The organism is Pseudomonas sp. S2_E01, from assembly GCF_054668365.1.
Genome location: NZ_CP162762.1, coordinates 3,896,310 through 3,911,040 on the forward strand (window position 1 = coordinate 3,896,310; position 14,731 = coordinate 3,911,040).

General features: G+C 57.7%; 11 protein-coding genes. All 11 read right to left on the reverse strand.

Annotated elements, in window-relative coordinates; all coding sequences use genetic code 11:
• Positions 1-2: 2 nt before the first annotated feature.
• Complete coding sequence (gene wbpA / locus AB4O36_RS18065; protein WP_460139930.1) at positions 3-1,316, reverse strand: UDP-N-acetyl-D-glucosamine 6-dehydrogenase; 1,314 nt, start codon at positions 1,314-1,316, stop codon at positions 3-5.
• 966 nt (positions 1,317-2,282) lie between these two features.
• Positions 2,283-2,510 carry a LapA family protein gene (locus AB4O36_RS18070; RefSeq protein WP_460139931.1) on the reverse strand — a complete coding sequence of 76 codons (228 nt, stop codon included), beginning with the start codon at positions 2,508-2,510 and terminating at the stop codon, positions 2,283-2,285.
• A 19-nt stretch (positions 2,511-2,529) separates the two neighbouring features.
• Complete coding sequence (gene ihfB / locus AB4O36_RS18075) at positions 2,530-2,826, reverse strand: integration host factor subunit beta (RefSeq protein ID WP_460139932.1); 297 nt, start codon at positions 2,824-2,826, stop codon at positions 2,530-2,532.
• 143 nt (positions 2,827-2,969) lie between these two features.
• The gene (locus AB4O36_RS18080; RefSeq protein ID WP_460139933.1) at positions 2,970-3,248 is read right to left on the reverse strand and encodes a hypothetical protein; all 279 of its coding nucleotides are present in this window, start codon (positions 3,246-3,248) and stop codon (positions 2,970-2,972) included.
• Positions 3,249-3,459: 211 nt separating this feature from the next.
• Positions 3,460-5,154, reverse strand: coding sequence for a 30S ribosomal protein S1 (gene rpsA / locus AB4O36_RS18085; protein WP_460117043.1), 1,695 nt, complete (start codon positions 5,152-5,154; stop codon positions 3,460-3,462).
• A gap of 119 nt (positions 5,155-5,273) precedes the next feature.
• A complete protein-coding gene (gene cmk / locus AB4O36_RS18090) occupies positions 5,274-5,963 on the reverse strand; it encodes a (d)CMP kinase (protein WP_460117044.1) in 690 nt (229 codons plus the stop codon).
• Positions 5,960-8,167 carry a bifunctional prephenate dehydrogenase/3-phosphoshikimate 1-carboxyvinyltransferase gene (locus AB4O36_RS18095; protein WP_460142159.1) on the reverse strand — a complete coding sequence of 736 codons (2,208 nt, stop codon included), beginning with the start codon at positions 8,165-8,167 and terminating at the stop codon, positions 5,960-5,962. The genes cmk and AB4O36_RS18095 overlap by 4 nt, the downstream gene beginning before the upstream one ends.
• A gap of 28 nt (positions 8,168-8,195) precedes the next feature.
• A complete protein-coding gene (gene hisC, locus AB4O36_RS18100; RefSeq protein ID WP_460139934.1) occupies positions 8,196-9,308 on the reverse strand; it encodes a histidinol-phosphate transaminase in 1,113 nt (370 codons plus the stop codon).
• Positions 9,309-9,318: 10 nt separating this feature from the next.
• Entirely contained in the window at positions 9,319-10,413 is a 1,095-nt protein-coding gene (pheA, locus tag AB4O36_RS18105) for a prephenate dehydratase (protein WP_460117046.1), read from the reverse strand.
• Positions 10,413-11,498 (reverse strand): 3-phosphoserine/phosphohydroxythreonine transaminase, encoded by a 1,086-nt coding sequence (serC, locus tag AB4O36_RS18110; RefSeq protein WP_460139935.1) that lies wholly within the window; start codon positions 11,496-11,498, stop codon positions 10,413-10,415. The genes pheA and serC overlap by 1 nt, the downstream gene beginning before the upstream one ends.
• 226 nt (positions 11,499-11,724) lie before the next feature.
• Entirely contained in the window at positions 11,725-14,379 is a 2,655-nt protein-coding gene (gene gyrA / locus AB4O36_RS18115) for a DNA gyrase subunit A (protein ID WP_460117048.1), read from the reverse strand.
• Positions 14,380-14,731: the final 352 nt, after the last annotated feature.

Consider the following 14,731-nt stretch of genomic DNA (forward strand, 5'->3'; position numbering starts at 1 on the left):
AATCAGGCTTTGATGATATGAGCTTCAGGGGTGCGGTACTTGCCGCGACTGTCGACCACCAACCGTGCGTGTTGGCGAATCAGCTCGTAATCGAATTTATCGTGGTCAGTGGCCAGGACGATGGCATCGAAGCCTGCAATGTTCTCGGCGGTGAGCGCTTCGCTGGACAGATTGAAGTGGTGCTCGCGCATCTTCGGGAACACCGGAACGTGTGGGTCGCTGTAAGCCACGACGCAGCCTTTGGCTTCAAGCAATTCCATGATCTCGACGGAAGGCGATTCACGCATATCGTCGACGTTTTTCTTGTAGGCGATACCCAGCACCAGCACTTTGCTGCCCTTCAATGGCTTGCCGTCGTTATTCAAGCCATCCATCAGCTTGCTGACAACGTATTCGGGCATCGCCTGGTTGACCTCACCGGACAATTCGATGAATCGGGTATGCAAACCGTACTCGCGAGCCTTCCAGGTCAGGTAAAAAGGGTCGATTGGAATGCAATGCCCACCCAGGCCTGGCCCTGGATAGTATGGAGTGAAGCCGAATGGTTTGGTGGCAGCAGCATCGACCACTTCGAAGATATCGATGCCCATACGGTCAGCGACCACTTTCATCTCGTTGACCAGGCCAATATTCACCGCACGATGAATGTTCTCCAGCAGCTTGGTCAACTCCGCGGCTTTGGTTGAACTGACCGGAACCACTTGATCTATCGCCTGCTCATAGAGTGCGATACCTACCTCGAGACACGCGGCGGTGTGCCCACCAATTACTTTGGGAATAGTCCGAGTTTCAAAATGCGGGTTGCCTGGATCTTCGCGCTCAGGCGAATAGACCAGGAAGATATTCTCGCCCACCGTCAACCCGGCCTCTTCAACACGCGGGAGCAGTTCTTCTTCAGTCGTCCCGGGGTAGGTGGTGCTCTCCAGCGAAACTACCTGCCCTGCACGCAAGTGAGGCTTAATTGCCTCGGTGGTGTTGATTACGAAGCTCATGTCTGGTTCACGATATTTGTTCAGCGGCGTTGGCACACAGAGAATCAGTGCATCGCATTCGCTCGCCCGGCGAAAATCAGAGGTAGCCTCGAAACCGCTTTGCCGAGCTTCGAATATTTTCTCGGCAGGAATGTGTTCGATATAGCTCTGCCCATCGTTCAGTCGCGAGACCTTGCCTTCATCAATATCGATACCTAAAACACGGAAGCCAATGGCGTTGTAACGCAACATCAAAGGCAGGCCGACATAACCTAGTCCAACGATACCAATCAGAGCTTCTCTGCTCTTGAACTTGTCAACACTCGCCTGCTTGATGCCTGACATCGGGTAAAACTCCATTTGCTAATTCTTGAACGATGAGCGCGTAATCTGCGCGGGGATCACCGTCCGCCGCTACTATTTCTTTGGATGGGTAACTATCGTTTTGCAGACCAGCACTCCCGTTTGGTCCCCGCGACGCAGCACACATAGCTCAGACAGCCGTACTCAAATGCTGGTTACACAACTGGCGAACCTGTATTGGTCGGCGTGCCCATGGTTCAGGCGGTCACGCCTTGGCAGCGCATCCGTAACCGAAAGACCACATTATGCCGTTTATCTTCCTCCATGGCTTCAAAGTAATTGAAGAGTCGACCAGTGCCTTCTGTGACACGCGATTTTCAGGGAATGACCCAGCCTGCGACAGGTATCAGACGAGACCAAGCCTCATGGGAGCTATTGTTTGCCCGCAGACTACAGCACTCATGGATCTGATTTTTTCATCACATCAGGTCACGGATCGAAGCACGGCATTATCATGCCAATGCCAAATCAAGACGATGGAAGCTGTGAGATCGGGCAAGCAGAAGCCAAAGAAACGCCGAAGACCAACTAAACAGATGGCATTTTGACATAGACATCGAGCAGGTCAAGTCAAGCGACTCGCCTTCGCCATTGACTCATAAATGAAGCGGAATAATTGCTATTCAGCAAGAGTCCAGATAGTGACGTTTGGGGAAAATCTCGAAACGCGGACATGCGAAATTGAATAAGCGAGAACGGTAAAGAATGGCCTGAAATATAGATGGGACCTAACTTAACTAAGATCTAATTAAACTTTACCCACCACCAGTTTTAACCCCCCCTGAAAACAAAACTGACAAGCGTATAAACCATATCAAGAAGGTACACCGCTCATTTTTTATGAATGAAAAACTCCAAACAAACCAACTACTCCCACTACCCAATAAGAAACTAGCTGATCACAATCGGTAAAATACTGAAGAGTCGATTCACCAAACTTTCACGTCACTACCCTCTCGCCTTTTTTCCCGAACGCACAACCCAGCCGATCGCCGGCCCTACCACCCCACCCAACAGCAGCGCCGCTACAATATAGACTGCGACGGGCAACGGAGGAGTCGACCAGCCAAGAAACACCAGCTCTGACGACTGACTGTTCTCCAGCATGAACACGATTACTACCGCGGACAGCAGCAATAACAATGCTCCAAATGTGACACGTTTAATCTTGCTCACTCAGGCCTCCCACCAATAATCAGGCGTTACTCTCCTCCTCCTCATTAACCCGATCCCTCAACTCCTTCCCCGGCTTGAAATGCGGAACAAACTTCCCATCCAGACTCACCGACTGCCCAGTCTTCGGATTACGCCCAACCCGTGGCGCGCGGTAGTGCAGAGAAAAACTGCCAAACCCGCGGATTTCAATCCGATCACCGGTCGCCAGGCATTGGGACATCTGTTCAAGCATAGTCTTGATGGCCAATTCCACATCCTTCGATGAGAGCAGCCCTTGATGGGTGACAATTCGTTCGATCAACTCCGACTTCGTCATATTTTTCCCTTCTTTTTCAAGCAGCTAGGAAAATCGCTTCAGAGGTTTTAGCACGACCGGAGGCATTTGAACAGCCTAAGTATTGACATCAGCCCCCACGTTGCATTGAGAACCTGATGCGATTCAGCAATACCGGGCGCCAGCTACACACAGACAACCAGCATGGTACGTGTCAAGTAGCCAGCAGGGTTGAATCCGAAGGGGTATTCATCCTCATCCTTGGCGTCGTCAGACCTTGTGATCACTTTGTAACCGGCCCCCTTACATTCCTTGGCGGCGCGCCTCTGGCATTTTTCCCATCCTGAGCCCAACCCTGAGCAGTCGACCTTTATACCGCTGACCCCGCGCACGGCATGCGTCTTTGCTGTGGTGCCACAACCCGCCAGCATCACTAGGGCTATCACGACAATGAGCTTGTTCATTTACTTCCTTAGGCCAGGCACCCTGTCCGACTGCGACTCGCTTTAGACCAAGACTAGCTGCAAATAAGCATTTGATCCTGCTACAGAAACAGACCCCAGTAGACGGCCTTTGGTTTCCCGAGGGTGATTTCCCCGGAATACGTGGGCCGCACTAAATCTCAGGCACAAAAAAGGGCGACCGAAGTCGCCCTTTTTCACAGAAAGTCAGAACTTAGTTCTGTTTTTCCGCTTGTGCAGCACGCAGCAGGTCACCCAGGGTGGTGGCTACTGGAGCATCCGAAGCGACTGGCTTGTCGCGCAGGCTCTGGATGGCTTCTTTTTCGTCTTCAACGTCTTTCGACTTGATCGACAGCTGGATTACGCGGCTCTTGCGGTCAACGCTGATGATCTTGGCTTCTACTTCTTCGCCTTCTTTCAGAACGTTGCGCGCGTCTTCAACGCGGTCACGGCTGATTTCGGAGGCTTTCAGAGTCGCTTCGATATCGTCGGCCAGAACGATGATGGCGCCTTTGGCGTCAACTTCTTTCACAGTGCCTTTAACGATGGCGCCTTTGTCGTTAACCGAGACGTACTCGGAGAACGGATCGCTTTCCAGTTGCTTGATACCCAGGGAGATGCGCTCGCGCTCTGGGTCAACCGACAGGATAACGGTGTCCAGCTCGTCGCCCTTCTTGAAGCGGCGTACGGCTTCTTCGCCCACTTCGTTCCAGGAGATGTCGGACAGGTGAACCAGACCGTCGATGCCGCCGTCCAGACCAATGAAGATACCGAAATCGGTGATCGACTTGATGGTGCCGGAGATTTTATCGCCCTTGTTGAACTGGCCAGAGAAGTCTTCCCATGGGTTGGACTTGCACTGCTTGATGCCGAGGGAGATACGACGACGCTCTTCGTCGATGTCCAGAACCATGACTTCCACTTCGTCGCCGACTTGTACGACTTTCGAAGGGTGGATGTTCTTGTTGGTCCAGTCCATTTCGGAAACGTGTACCAGACCTTCAACGCCTTCTTCCAGCTCAGCGAAGCAGCCGTAGTCGGTCAGGTTGGTTACACGAGCGGTAACGCGGGTGCTTTCTGGGTAACGGGCTTTGATAGCGACCCATGGATCTTCACCCAGTTGCTTCAGGCCCAGGGAAACACGGTTGCGCTCGCGATCGTATTTCAGAACCTTGACATCGATCTCGTCGCCAACGTTGACGATTTCGGAAGGATGCTTGATGCGTTTCCAAGCCATGTCGGTAATGTGCAGCAGGCCATCGACGCCACCCAGATCGACGAATGCGCCGTAATCGGTGAGGTTCTTGACGATACCTTTGACTTGTTGGCCTTCCTGCAGGGATTCCAGCAGAGCTTCACGCTCGGCGGAGTTCTCGGCTTCGAGGACGCTGCGACGGGAAACGACAACGTTGTTGCGTTTCTGGTCGAGTTTGATGACCTTGAATTCCAGCTCTTTGCCTTCCAGGTGCGTGGTATCGCGCACAGGACGGACGTCAACCAGAGAACCTGGCAGGAACGCACGGATGCCGTTAACGTCGACAGTGAAGCCGCCTTTAACCTTACCGTTGATAACGCCCTTGACCACTTCTTCGGCTGCGAAGGCTGCTTCCAGAACAATCCAGCATTCAGCGCGCTTGGCTTTTTCACGGGACAGCTTGGTTTCACCAAAGCCGTCTTCAACCGAATCCAGAGCAACGTGAACTTCGTCACCAACGTTGATGTTCAGTTCGCCAGCATCGTTGTAGAACTGCTCAAGCGGGATGAGTGCTTCAGACTTCAGGCCAGCGTGAACGGTTACCCAGCGAGCTTGGTAATCGATATCAACGATAACACCGGTGATGATGGAGCCAGCCTGAAGGTTCAGGGTTTTTAGGCTTTCTTCAAAGAGTTCCGCAAAGCTTTCGCTCATTTTAATTCCTGTAGATAAGGGCGAAGAATACGCCCATTTCCACATCCCAGACGATGTGGGTTGGTTGCATTTAAAAGAGGCGCCCCAGGACTATGACTGGTCCCCTGCGGCCCTCTTGGTCACCCGGCGATATCGCGAATGGCGATCTCGCTCATGATGCGTTCCAGCACCTGATCGATGGATAATTCCGTGGAATCCAGCTGAATGGCGTCAGCCGCCGGCTTGAGCGGGGCTACCGCTCGCTGGGTGTCACGCTCATCGCGCGCACGTATCTCATCTAGCAGACTCGACAGACTAACACCATCAACTTTTCCCTTCAACTGCAAGTATCGACGGCGCGCGCGCTCCTCGGCACTGGCAGTGAGGAAAATCTTCAACGGGGCATCCGGAAAAACGACGGTTCCCATGTCCCGCCCGTCAGCCACCAGACCAGGCGCCTCCTGGAATGCACGCTGACGCTGCAGCAGCGCCTCTCGCACGGCCGGCAATGCTGCCACCTGGGAAGCACCGGCACCGATGGTTTCGGTGCGGATCACATCGCTGACTTCGTCGCCTTCCAGTATAATGCGCTGCAACTGACCTTCGGTCGCCGCAATGAATTGAACATCCAGATGAGCGGCGAGTTTTTTCAGCAGTTCTTCGTTGGTCAAGTCGACGCCATGGTTATGCGCCGCAAACGCCAACAAACGGTACAGCGCACCGGAATCCAGAAGGTTCCAGCCCAGGCGCTTGGCCAGGATTCCGGCTACCGTGCCCTTTCCGGAGCCACTCGGCCCATCGATGGTGATAACCGGGGCAATGTTTTTCACGACTGAGCCTCTTGTGCAACACGGATACCGACCTGCGCGCACAGCGCCAGGAAATTCGGGAACGAAGTCGCGACGTTGGCGCAATCATGGATGCGGATGGGTGCGGTGGAGCGCAGTGACGCCACGCTGAAGGCCATCGCGATACGGTGATCGCCGTGACCGTGCACTTCGCCGCCGCCGATCAGGCCGCCGTCGATGATGATGCCGTCCGGAGTGGGTTCGCACTTGACGCCCAGCGCCAGCAAGCCATCGGCCATCACCTGGATCCGGTCCGATTCCTTGACGCGCAGCTCTTCAGCGCCGCGCAGCACGGTGCGCCCTTCTGCGCAGGCTGCGGCGACGAACAATACCGGGAATTCGTCAATGGCCAGCGGCACCAGCTCTTCGGGGATATCGATACCCTTGAGTTTAGCTGCACGCACGCGCAAGTCCGCAACAGGTTCGCCGCCGACTTCACGCTGGTTTTCCAGAGTGATGTCAGCGCCCATCAGACGAAGGATATCGATAACGCCAGTACGGGTCGGGTTGATGCCGACGTGCTCGAGCACCAGCTCCGAACCTTCGGCAATCGATGCGGCCACCAGGAAGAACGCAGAGGAAGAAATATCCCCTGGGACCTCAATGTGGGTGGCGGTCAGCTTGTGGCCGGATTCAACCGATGCCGTTGCGCCGTTTACACTGACCGGGTAACCGAAGCCGCGCAGCATGCGCTCGGTGTGGTCGCGAGTCGGTGCCGGCTCGGTGACGGTGGTCTTGCCTTCGGCATACAGGCCCGCCAGCAGCAGACAGGATTTAACCTGGGCGCTGGCCATCGGCATGGTGTAGGTCAAGCCCTTGAGTTTATGCCCGCCACGAATGGTCATCGGCGGACGACCTTCGGCGGCGGTTTCGATCACGGCGCCCATCTCGCGAAGCGGATTGGCCACGCGATTCATCGGACGCTTGGACAGCGAAGCGTCACCGGTCAGGGTGCTGTCGAAGTTCTGTGCGGCCAAAAGCCCCGCCAGCAGACGCATCGAAGTGCCGGAGTTACCCAGGTAGATCGGGCCCGGCGCTGGCTTCAGGCCGTGCAGGCCGACGCCGTGGATGGTCACGCGACCGTGGTGAGGTCCCTCGATCACGACGCCCATGTCGCGGAAAGCCTGCAAGGTGGCCAGGGCGTCTTCACCCTCGAGGAAGCCTTCGACTTCGGTCACGCCTTCAGCCAGGGAGCCCAGCATGATCGAACGGTGGGAAATCGATTTGTCGCCCGGTACACGAATCCGCCCATTCAGGCGGCCACCCGGTTGTCCCAGGAAAATCAGGTCGTTGGAGTTCATAGCGTCCACATAAGCCCGGCGGGCCAGGATTTTACTGAAATGTTCGCGGGCAACCCGGGCGCGAGTGAAGACGCCCAACAACTGGTGCCCATCCCCAGCATCGACCGCGTCGCGCAAGGCGTCGAGATCGCTGCGAAATGTATCGAGTGTGCGCAGGACAGCTTCGCGGTTGGCGAGGAAGATGTCGTGCCACATGACCGGGTCGCTCCCCGCGATTCTCGTGAAATCGCGGAAACCGCCGGCAGCGTAACGGAAGATCTCAAGGTTTTCATTGCGCTTGGCCAGCGAATCGACCAAGCCGAACGCCAGCAAGTGCGGCAGATGACTGGTCGCCGCCAACACTTCGTCGTGGCGCTCGACCTGCATGTGCTCGACATCGGCGCCCAGCTCACGCCACAAGCGGTCAACGAGTGCCAGCGCCGCCGGATCGGTTTGATCCAGCGGGGTCAGGATAACTTTATGACGACGAAACAGTTCGGCATTGGAGGCTTCTACCCCACTCTGCTCGGAACCGGCAATCGGGTGACCCGGCACGAAGTTCGCCGGCATGCCGCCAAACACCTCGGTAGCCGCGCGCACGACATTGCCCTTGGCGCTGCCCACGTCGGTCAGAATCGTCTGCCCTAGATCCATGCTGGCCAAACGGCCGAGCAGTTTTTCCATGGCCAGGATCGGCACGGCCAACTGAATCACATCGGCGCCCTGGCAAGCCTTCACCAGGTCTTCTTCACAACGATCGACCACGCCCAGCTCAACTGCCAGCCTGCGCGATTGCGGATCCAGATCGACGCCGACCACCTCGCGACACAGACCGCTTTCACGCAAGCCCTTGGCAAACGAACCACCGATCAATCCCAGCCCCACCACCACCAGGCGACCGATCATAGGCTCAGCAGATTGCGGCAAAGTGACATCAACCACGAGCCAGAACCTTGGTCAGCGCCTCGAGGAAACGACTGTTTTCCGATGGCAGACCGATGGTGACGCGCAGGTGATTGGGCATGCCGTAGTTGGCCACCGGACGCACGATGACGCCTTCGCGCAACAGGCCCTGGAACACCGGAGCGGCTACACGATCCAGATCGACGCAGATGAAGTTACCCTTCGACGGGATCCAGCTCAGCCCCAATGCGCGGAAACCCGCTTCCAGTTGCTGCATGCCGGCCTCGTTCAGGCGACGGCTTTCGGCCAGGTACTCTTCGTCTTTCAGCGCGGCACAGGCAGCCGCCAGGGCCAGGCTGTTCACGTTGAACGGTTGGCGAACCCGGTTCAGCACATCGGCGACCACGGCGGTGGACAGGCCATAACCTACGCGCAGCGACGCCAGGCCATACGCCTTGGAGAAGGTGCGCGACACCAGCAAGTTCGGGTAGGCCGCCAGGAAATCCAGACCGTCCGGCAGATCGCTGCCTTCGGCGTATTCGATGTAGGCCTCGTCCAGCACCACCAGCACATGCTCTGGCACGTCCTGGAGGAACTCGTCCAGCGCCTCGGCGTCGAACCAGGTCCCGGTCGGGTTGTTCGGGTTGGCGATGAAGACCACGCGAGTGTTGGCGTCGATCGCGGCCAGCATGGCCGGCAGATCATGCCCCCACGCCTTGGCCGGGATCACTTTGGCCGTGGCGCCAACCGCTTGCGTCGCGATGGGGTAGACCGCAAACGCATGCTCGCTGAACACCGCATTCAGGCCGGGCGCCAGATAAGCACGGGCGACCAACTCCAGAATGTCGTTGGAACCATTGCCCAGCGTCACCTGATTGAGCTCGACGCGGCACTGCTCGGCCAACAGGGATTTGAGCGCAAAACCATTGCCGTCCGGGTAGCGGGTCAGCTCCGCCAGCTCTTCACGAATCGCGGCCAGCGCCTTGGGACTGGCGCCCAACGGGTTTTCGTTGCTGGCCAGTTTGACGATGCTGGCCGGATCGATGTCCAGCTCGCGCGCCAATTCGTCCACAGGCTTGCCCGGAACGTAGGGCGACAGTTGTTGCACGCCTGGCTGTGCCAGGGCGAGGAAGTTGCCACTCATTTGCTACCCCTTAGAGAACGGCTTTCGGGTAGGAACCCAACACTTTAAGTGCCACTGCTTCCTGACTGATTTTTTCCAGCACGCCCTTGACCAGCGGATCGCGGTGGTGACCCACGAAATCGATAAAGAACACGTAGGTCCATTTACCGCTGCGCGAAGGACGCGTCTCGATGCGGGTCAAGTCGATGCCATTGTCGTGGAACGGCACCAGCAATTCATGAAGCGCACCGGGTTTGTTGCTCATCGAGACGATGATCGACGTCTTGTCGTCGCCGGTCGGTGGCACTTCCTGGTTACCGATCATCAGGAAACGCGTGGAGTTGTCCGGACGATCCTCGATTTTCTCGGCCAGACGGGTCAGACCATAGAGGCTGGCCGCCATGTCGCCGGCAATCGCCGCCGAGTTCCACTCCCCTTTGACCCGCTTGGCCGCCTCGGCATTGCTCGAAACCGCCACGCGCTCGACATTCGGGTAGTGTGCATCCAGCCACTTGCGGCACTGGGCCAGCGACTGCGCATGGGAATAAATGCGGCTGATGCTGTCGGTCTTGGTGTTTTCACCCACCAACAGGTGGTGGTGAATACGCAGCTCGACTTCGCCACAGATGACCATGTCGTGTTCGAGGAAGCTATCGAGAGTGTGGTTGACCGCGCCTTCGGTGGAGTTCTCCACCGGAACCACGCCAAAATTCACCGCACCGGCCGCCACTTCGCGGAACACTTCGTCGATTGCCGCCATCGGCTTGCTGATCACGGCGTGACCAAAGTGCTTCATGGCGGCGGCCTGAGTGAAGGTGCCTTCTGGGCCGAGGTAAGCGACTTTCAATGGCTGCTCGAGCGCCAGGCACGAGGACATGATTTCGCGGAACAGCCGCGCCATCTCTTCGTTACCCAGCGGCCCCTGGTTCCGTTCCATCACGCGCTTGAGCACCTGAGCTTCGCGCTCCGGGCGATAGAACACCGGCACTTCGCCTTCAGCCAGCGAAGACATCTTGACTCGCGCAACTTCCTGGGCGCAGCGTGCACGCTCGCTGATCAACTCCAGGACCTTGGTATCCAGGGCGTCGATGCGAACGCGCAGTGCCTTGAGTTCTTGCTCAGACATCAGCCGTGTTCCTTCTCGAACTCTGCCATGTACGAAATCAGCGCATTGATTGCACCGATATCCACGGCGTTATAGATGGAGGCACGCATGCCGCCCACGGAGCGGTGCCCCTTGAGGTTCAGCAGGCCACGCTCTTCGGCACCGGCCAGGAACGGCTTGTCGAGGCGATCGTCAGCCAGGCGGAACGGCACGTTCATCCACGAGCGATCGGACTTGTTGATCGGGTTGTTGTACAGGCCGCTGGCGTCGATGAAATCGTACAGGGTGCGCTGTTTGACTTCATTGAGCTTGCCAATGGCTTCGACACCGCCCTGCTCCTTGAGCCACTCGAACACCAGGCCGGACAGATACCAGGCCAGGGTTGGCGGGGTGTTGTACATCGAGCCGTTATCGGCTGCGACCTTGTAGTCGAGCATGGTCGGGCACAGGGCGCGGGCCTTGCCCAGCAAGTCCTCGCGAATGATGTTGACGACGATGCCGCTTGGGCCGATGTTTTTCTGGGCACCGGCGTAGATCATGCCAAAGCGCGATACATCGACCGGACGCGAGAGGATGTCGGAGGACATGTCGGCGACCAGCGGAACGTCACCGGTCTCGGGAATCCACTGGAACTCCAGGCCACCGATGGTTTCGTTCGGCGCATAGTGAACATAGGCCGCGTCCCTGGACAGCTTCCATTCGTTCTGGCCGGGAATCGCGAAATAATCGTAAGGCTTGGCGGTTGCCGCAACATTGACATGGCCGTAGCGCGAAGCTTCTTCAATAGCTTTCTGCGACCAGATACCGGTGTCGATATAGTCAGCGCTGCCGCCCTCGGGCAGGAGGTTCAGCGGGATCTGAGCGAACTGCTGGCTCGCGCCACCTTGCAGGAACAGCACTTTGTAGTTCGATGGGATATTCAGCAGATCACGCAGGTCCTGCTCGGCCTTCGTCGCGATGGACACGAACTCATCGCTGCGATGGCTCATTTCCATGACGGACAGGCCCTTGCCGTGCCAGTCAAGGAGTTCACCTTGAGCGCGCTTCAGGACAGCTTCGGGAAGTGCCGCAGGACCGGCACAGAAGTTATAGGCTCTCTTGCTCACATCCAATCTCGCTCTGATTTGGTGGTATCACACAACAAATACACTGTGATCGCTCGGCAGCGATCTACTGCAGGAGCGAGCTTGCTCGCGAAGCGATCTATCAGCAGACATCGTCAGTGGATGTCAGTCCGTCTTCGCGAGCAAGCTCGCTCCTACAGGAAATCAATATTTTCATCAGGGGCAAACAACAAGGGGGCGAATTTTCATCCGCCCCCTCTTTACCCGCTTACTCTTGCGGTTCTTCGTCAGCGGCGGCGTCGAGTTGCTGGTCTTCGGCAACGTCGTCTATCACGACCTCACCGTCGAACCCTGCACCTTCTTCTCCTTCCAGTTCGTCGCCTTCGACTTCCGAAGGCTCCTGCACCCGCTCAAGCCCCACCAGCGTTTCATCGTTGGCCAGCTTGATCAGGGTCACGCCCTGGGTATTACGGCCCAGGCTGGACACTTCGTCGACACGGGTACGAACCAGGGTGCCCTGGTCGGAAATCAGCATGATCTCCTCACCGTCGAGAACCTGGACCGCGCCAACCAGGCGGCCGTTACGGTCGTTGCTGACCATGGCGATAACGCCCTGGCCGCCACGTTTGTACTCAGGGAACTCGGTGATCGCCGTACGCTTGCCGTAACCACGTGCGGAAGCGGTGAGGATCTGGCTGCCTTCTTCCGGGATCAGCATGGAAATCAGCTTCTGGCCTTCCGGCAGGCGCATGCCGCGCACCCCACGAGCGGTACGGCCCATGGCGCGAACGTCGGTTTCCTTGAAGCGAGTCACCTTGCCACCGTCGGAGAACAGCATGACTTCGCGCTCGCCGTCGGTGATGGCAGCGGAGATCAGCACGTCGCCTTCGTCCAGCTCCAGCGCGATCAGGCCAACACTGCGTTGACGACTGAAGGATTCCAGCGGGGTCTTCTTCACGGTGCCTTTGGCAGTGGCCATGAAGATGAAGTGACCTTCGGTGTATTCCTCGACCGGCAGCATGGTGGTGATGTACTCATCACTGTCCAGCGGCAGCAGGTTCACCAGTGGACGACCGCGAGCGGCGCGGGACGCCTCTGGAATTTCGTAGGTTTTCAGCCAGTACACCTTGCCCTTGCTGGAGAACAGCAACAGCGTGGTGTGACTGTTGGCGACCAGCAGGTGAGCGATGTAGTCCTCATCCTTGACGCCAGTGGCCGACTTGCCTTTACCGCCACGACGTTGTGCCTGGTACGCAGCCAAAGGCTGGGTCTTGGCATAACCGCCGTGGGAGATGGTCACGACGCGCTCTTCTTCCGGGATCATGTCGCCCAGGGTCAGGTCGAGACGGGCATCCAGGATCTCGGTGCGACGCACATCGCCGTATTCGGCACGGATCACTTCCAGCTCTTCGCGGATCACTTCCATCAGGCGCGCTGCGCTGTTGAGGATGCGGATCAGCTCGCCGATCTGGTTGAGGATCTCCTGGTACTCGGCCAGCAGCTTCTCATGCTCCAGGCCGGTCAGGCGGTGCAGGCGCAGTTCCAGGATGGCCTGGGCCTGCTCTGGCGACAGGAAGTATTTGCCATCGCGCAGACCGTATTGCGGATCGAGGTTTTCCGGGCGGCACGAATCGGCGCCGGCACGCTCCACCATCGCGACCACGGCGGTCGACTCCCAAGGCGTGCTGATCAGCGCTTCCTTGGCTTCCGACGGCGTTGGCGAGGCCTTGATCAGGGCGATGACCGGGTCGATGTTCGACAGGGCAACCGCTTGACCTTCAAGGATGTGACCGCGCTCACGGGCTTTTCGCAGCTCGAACACGGTACGGCGGGTCACGACTTCGCGACGGTGGCGAACGAAGGCTTCCAGCAGGTCCTTGAGGTTGAGGATCCGCGGGCGACCGTCGATCAGCGCAACGATGTTGATGCCGAACACGCTCTGCAGCTGGGTCTGGGCGTAAAGGTTGTTGAGGATCACCTCAGGCACTTCGCCGCGACGCAGTTCGATCACAACGCGCATACCGTCCTTGTCGGACTCGTCGCGCAGCTCGGTGATGCCTTCGAGCTTCTTCTCTTTTACCAGCTCGGCGATCTTCTCGATCAGGCGCGCCTTGTTCAACTGGTAAGGCAGTTCGGTGATGACGATCTGCTGGCGACCACCGACCTTGTCGATGTCTTCGATGGTCGAGCGGGCGCGCATGTAAATGCGTCCGCGACCGGTGCGGTAGGCTTCGATGATGCCGGCGCGACCGTTAATGATCGCTGCGGTCGGGAAGTCCGGGCCAGGGATGTATTGCATCAGTTCATCGACAGTCAGCTCCGGATTGTCGATGAGTGCCAGGCAACCGTCGATGACTTCACCGAGGTTGTGCGGCGGAATGTTGGTCGCCATGCCCACGGCGATACCGCTGGAACCGTTGACCAGCAGGTTGGGAATACGGGTCGGCATGACCGCCGGGATCAGTTCGGTGCCGTCGTAGTTCGGCACCCAGTCCACGGTTTCCTTGTGCAGGTCGGCCAGCAGCTCGTGGGCTAGCTTGGTCATGCGCACTTCGGTGTATCGCATGGCCGCGGCGTTATCGCCGTCCACCGAACCGAAGTTGCCCTGGCCGTCGACCAGCAGGTAACGCAGCGAGAATGGCTGCGCCATCCGAACGATGGTGTCGTACACCGCGGTATCACCGTGAGGGTGATACTTACCGATCACGTCACCGACGACACGGGCAGATTTCTTGTACGGCTTGTTGAAGTCGTTGCCCAGCTCGCTCATCGCGAACAGCACACGCCGGTGCACGGGCTTCAAGCCATCGCGCGCATCCGGCAGTGCCCGCCCGACGATTACGCTCATCGCGTAGTCGAGGTAGGACTGCTTCAGCTCGTCTTCGATATTGACCGGGAGGATTTCTTTGGCCAGTTCGCCCATGAGAAGCCTGATTCCTTTTTCTGGTGAAACTTCGTCAGGACCAACGAAGCTCGCCGATGCCGGCTGATTGCCAATGCACCGACTTACGACAAATCAACAAGTTATGCCATGGATCTGCGCAGTTGGGGCCGCCACCTCGGGCGACCCTGGAAACCGCCGGATGTTATCACAAGAGCCGCCACGCACCTATCCCCCTGATGCGCATGGAGAGTAGTTAGATGAGCGGTGACTGGCTTGACGGGGTTCTGAGGGGCTTAGAGCTGTATCGAATGTTGAAAACAGGGTTGGATCTGGTTCTTTTGTTGGTTTTACTGGCCTAATCGCGAGCAAGCTCGCTCCTACAGGGGATTGT

Excerpts from the sequence above, each read along its gene's own strand:
- wbpA (WP_460139930.1), bottom strand. The coding sequence starts at position 1,316 with ATGTCAGGCATCAAGCAGGCGAGTGTTGACAAGTTCAAGAGCAGAGAA.
- ihfB (WP_460139932.1), bottom strand. The coding sequence starts at position 2,826 with ATGACGAAGTCGGAGTTGATCGAACGAATTGTCACCCATCAAGGGCTG.
- AB4O36_RS18080 (WP_460139933.1), bottom strand. The coding sequence starts at position 3,248 with ATGAACAAGCTCATTGTCGTGATAGCCCTAGTGATGCTGGCGGGTTGT.
- rpsA (WP_460117043.1), bottom strand. The coding sequence starts at position 5,154 with ATGAGCGAAAGCTTTGCGGAACTCTTTGAAGAAAGCCTAAAAACCCTG.
- AB4O36_RS18095 (WP_460142159.1), bottom strand. The coding sequence starts at position 8,167 with ATGATCGGTCGCCTGGTGGTGGTGGGGCTGGGATTGATCGGTGGTTCG.
- hisC (WP_460139934.1), bottom strand. The coding sequence starts at position 9,308 with ATGAGTGGCAACTTCCTCGCCCTGGCACAGCCAGGCGTGCAACAACTG.
- pheA (WP_460117046.1), bottom strand. The coding sequence starts at position 10,413 with ATGTCTGAGCAAGAACTCAAGGCACTGCGCGTTCGCATCGACGCCCTG.
- gyrA (WP_460117048.1), bottom strand. The coding sequence starts at position 14,379 with ATGGGCGAACTGGCCAAAGAAATCCTCCCGGTCAATATCGAAGACGAG.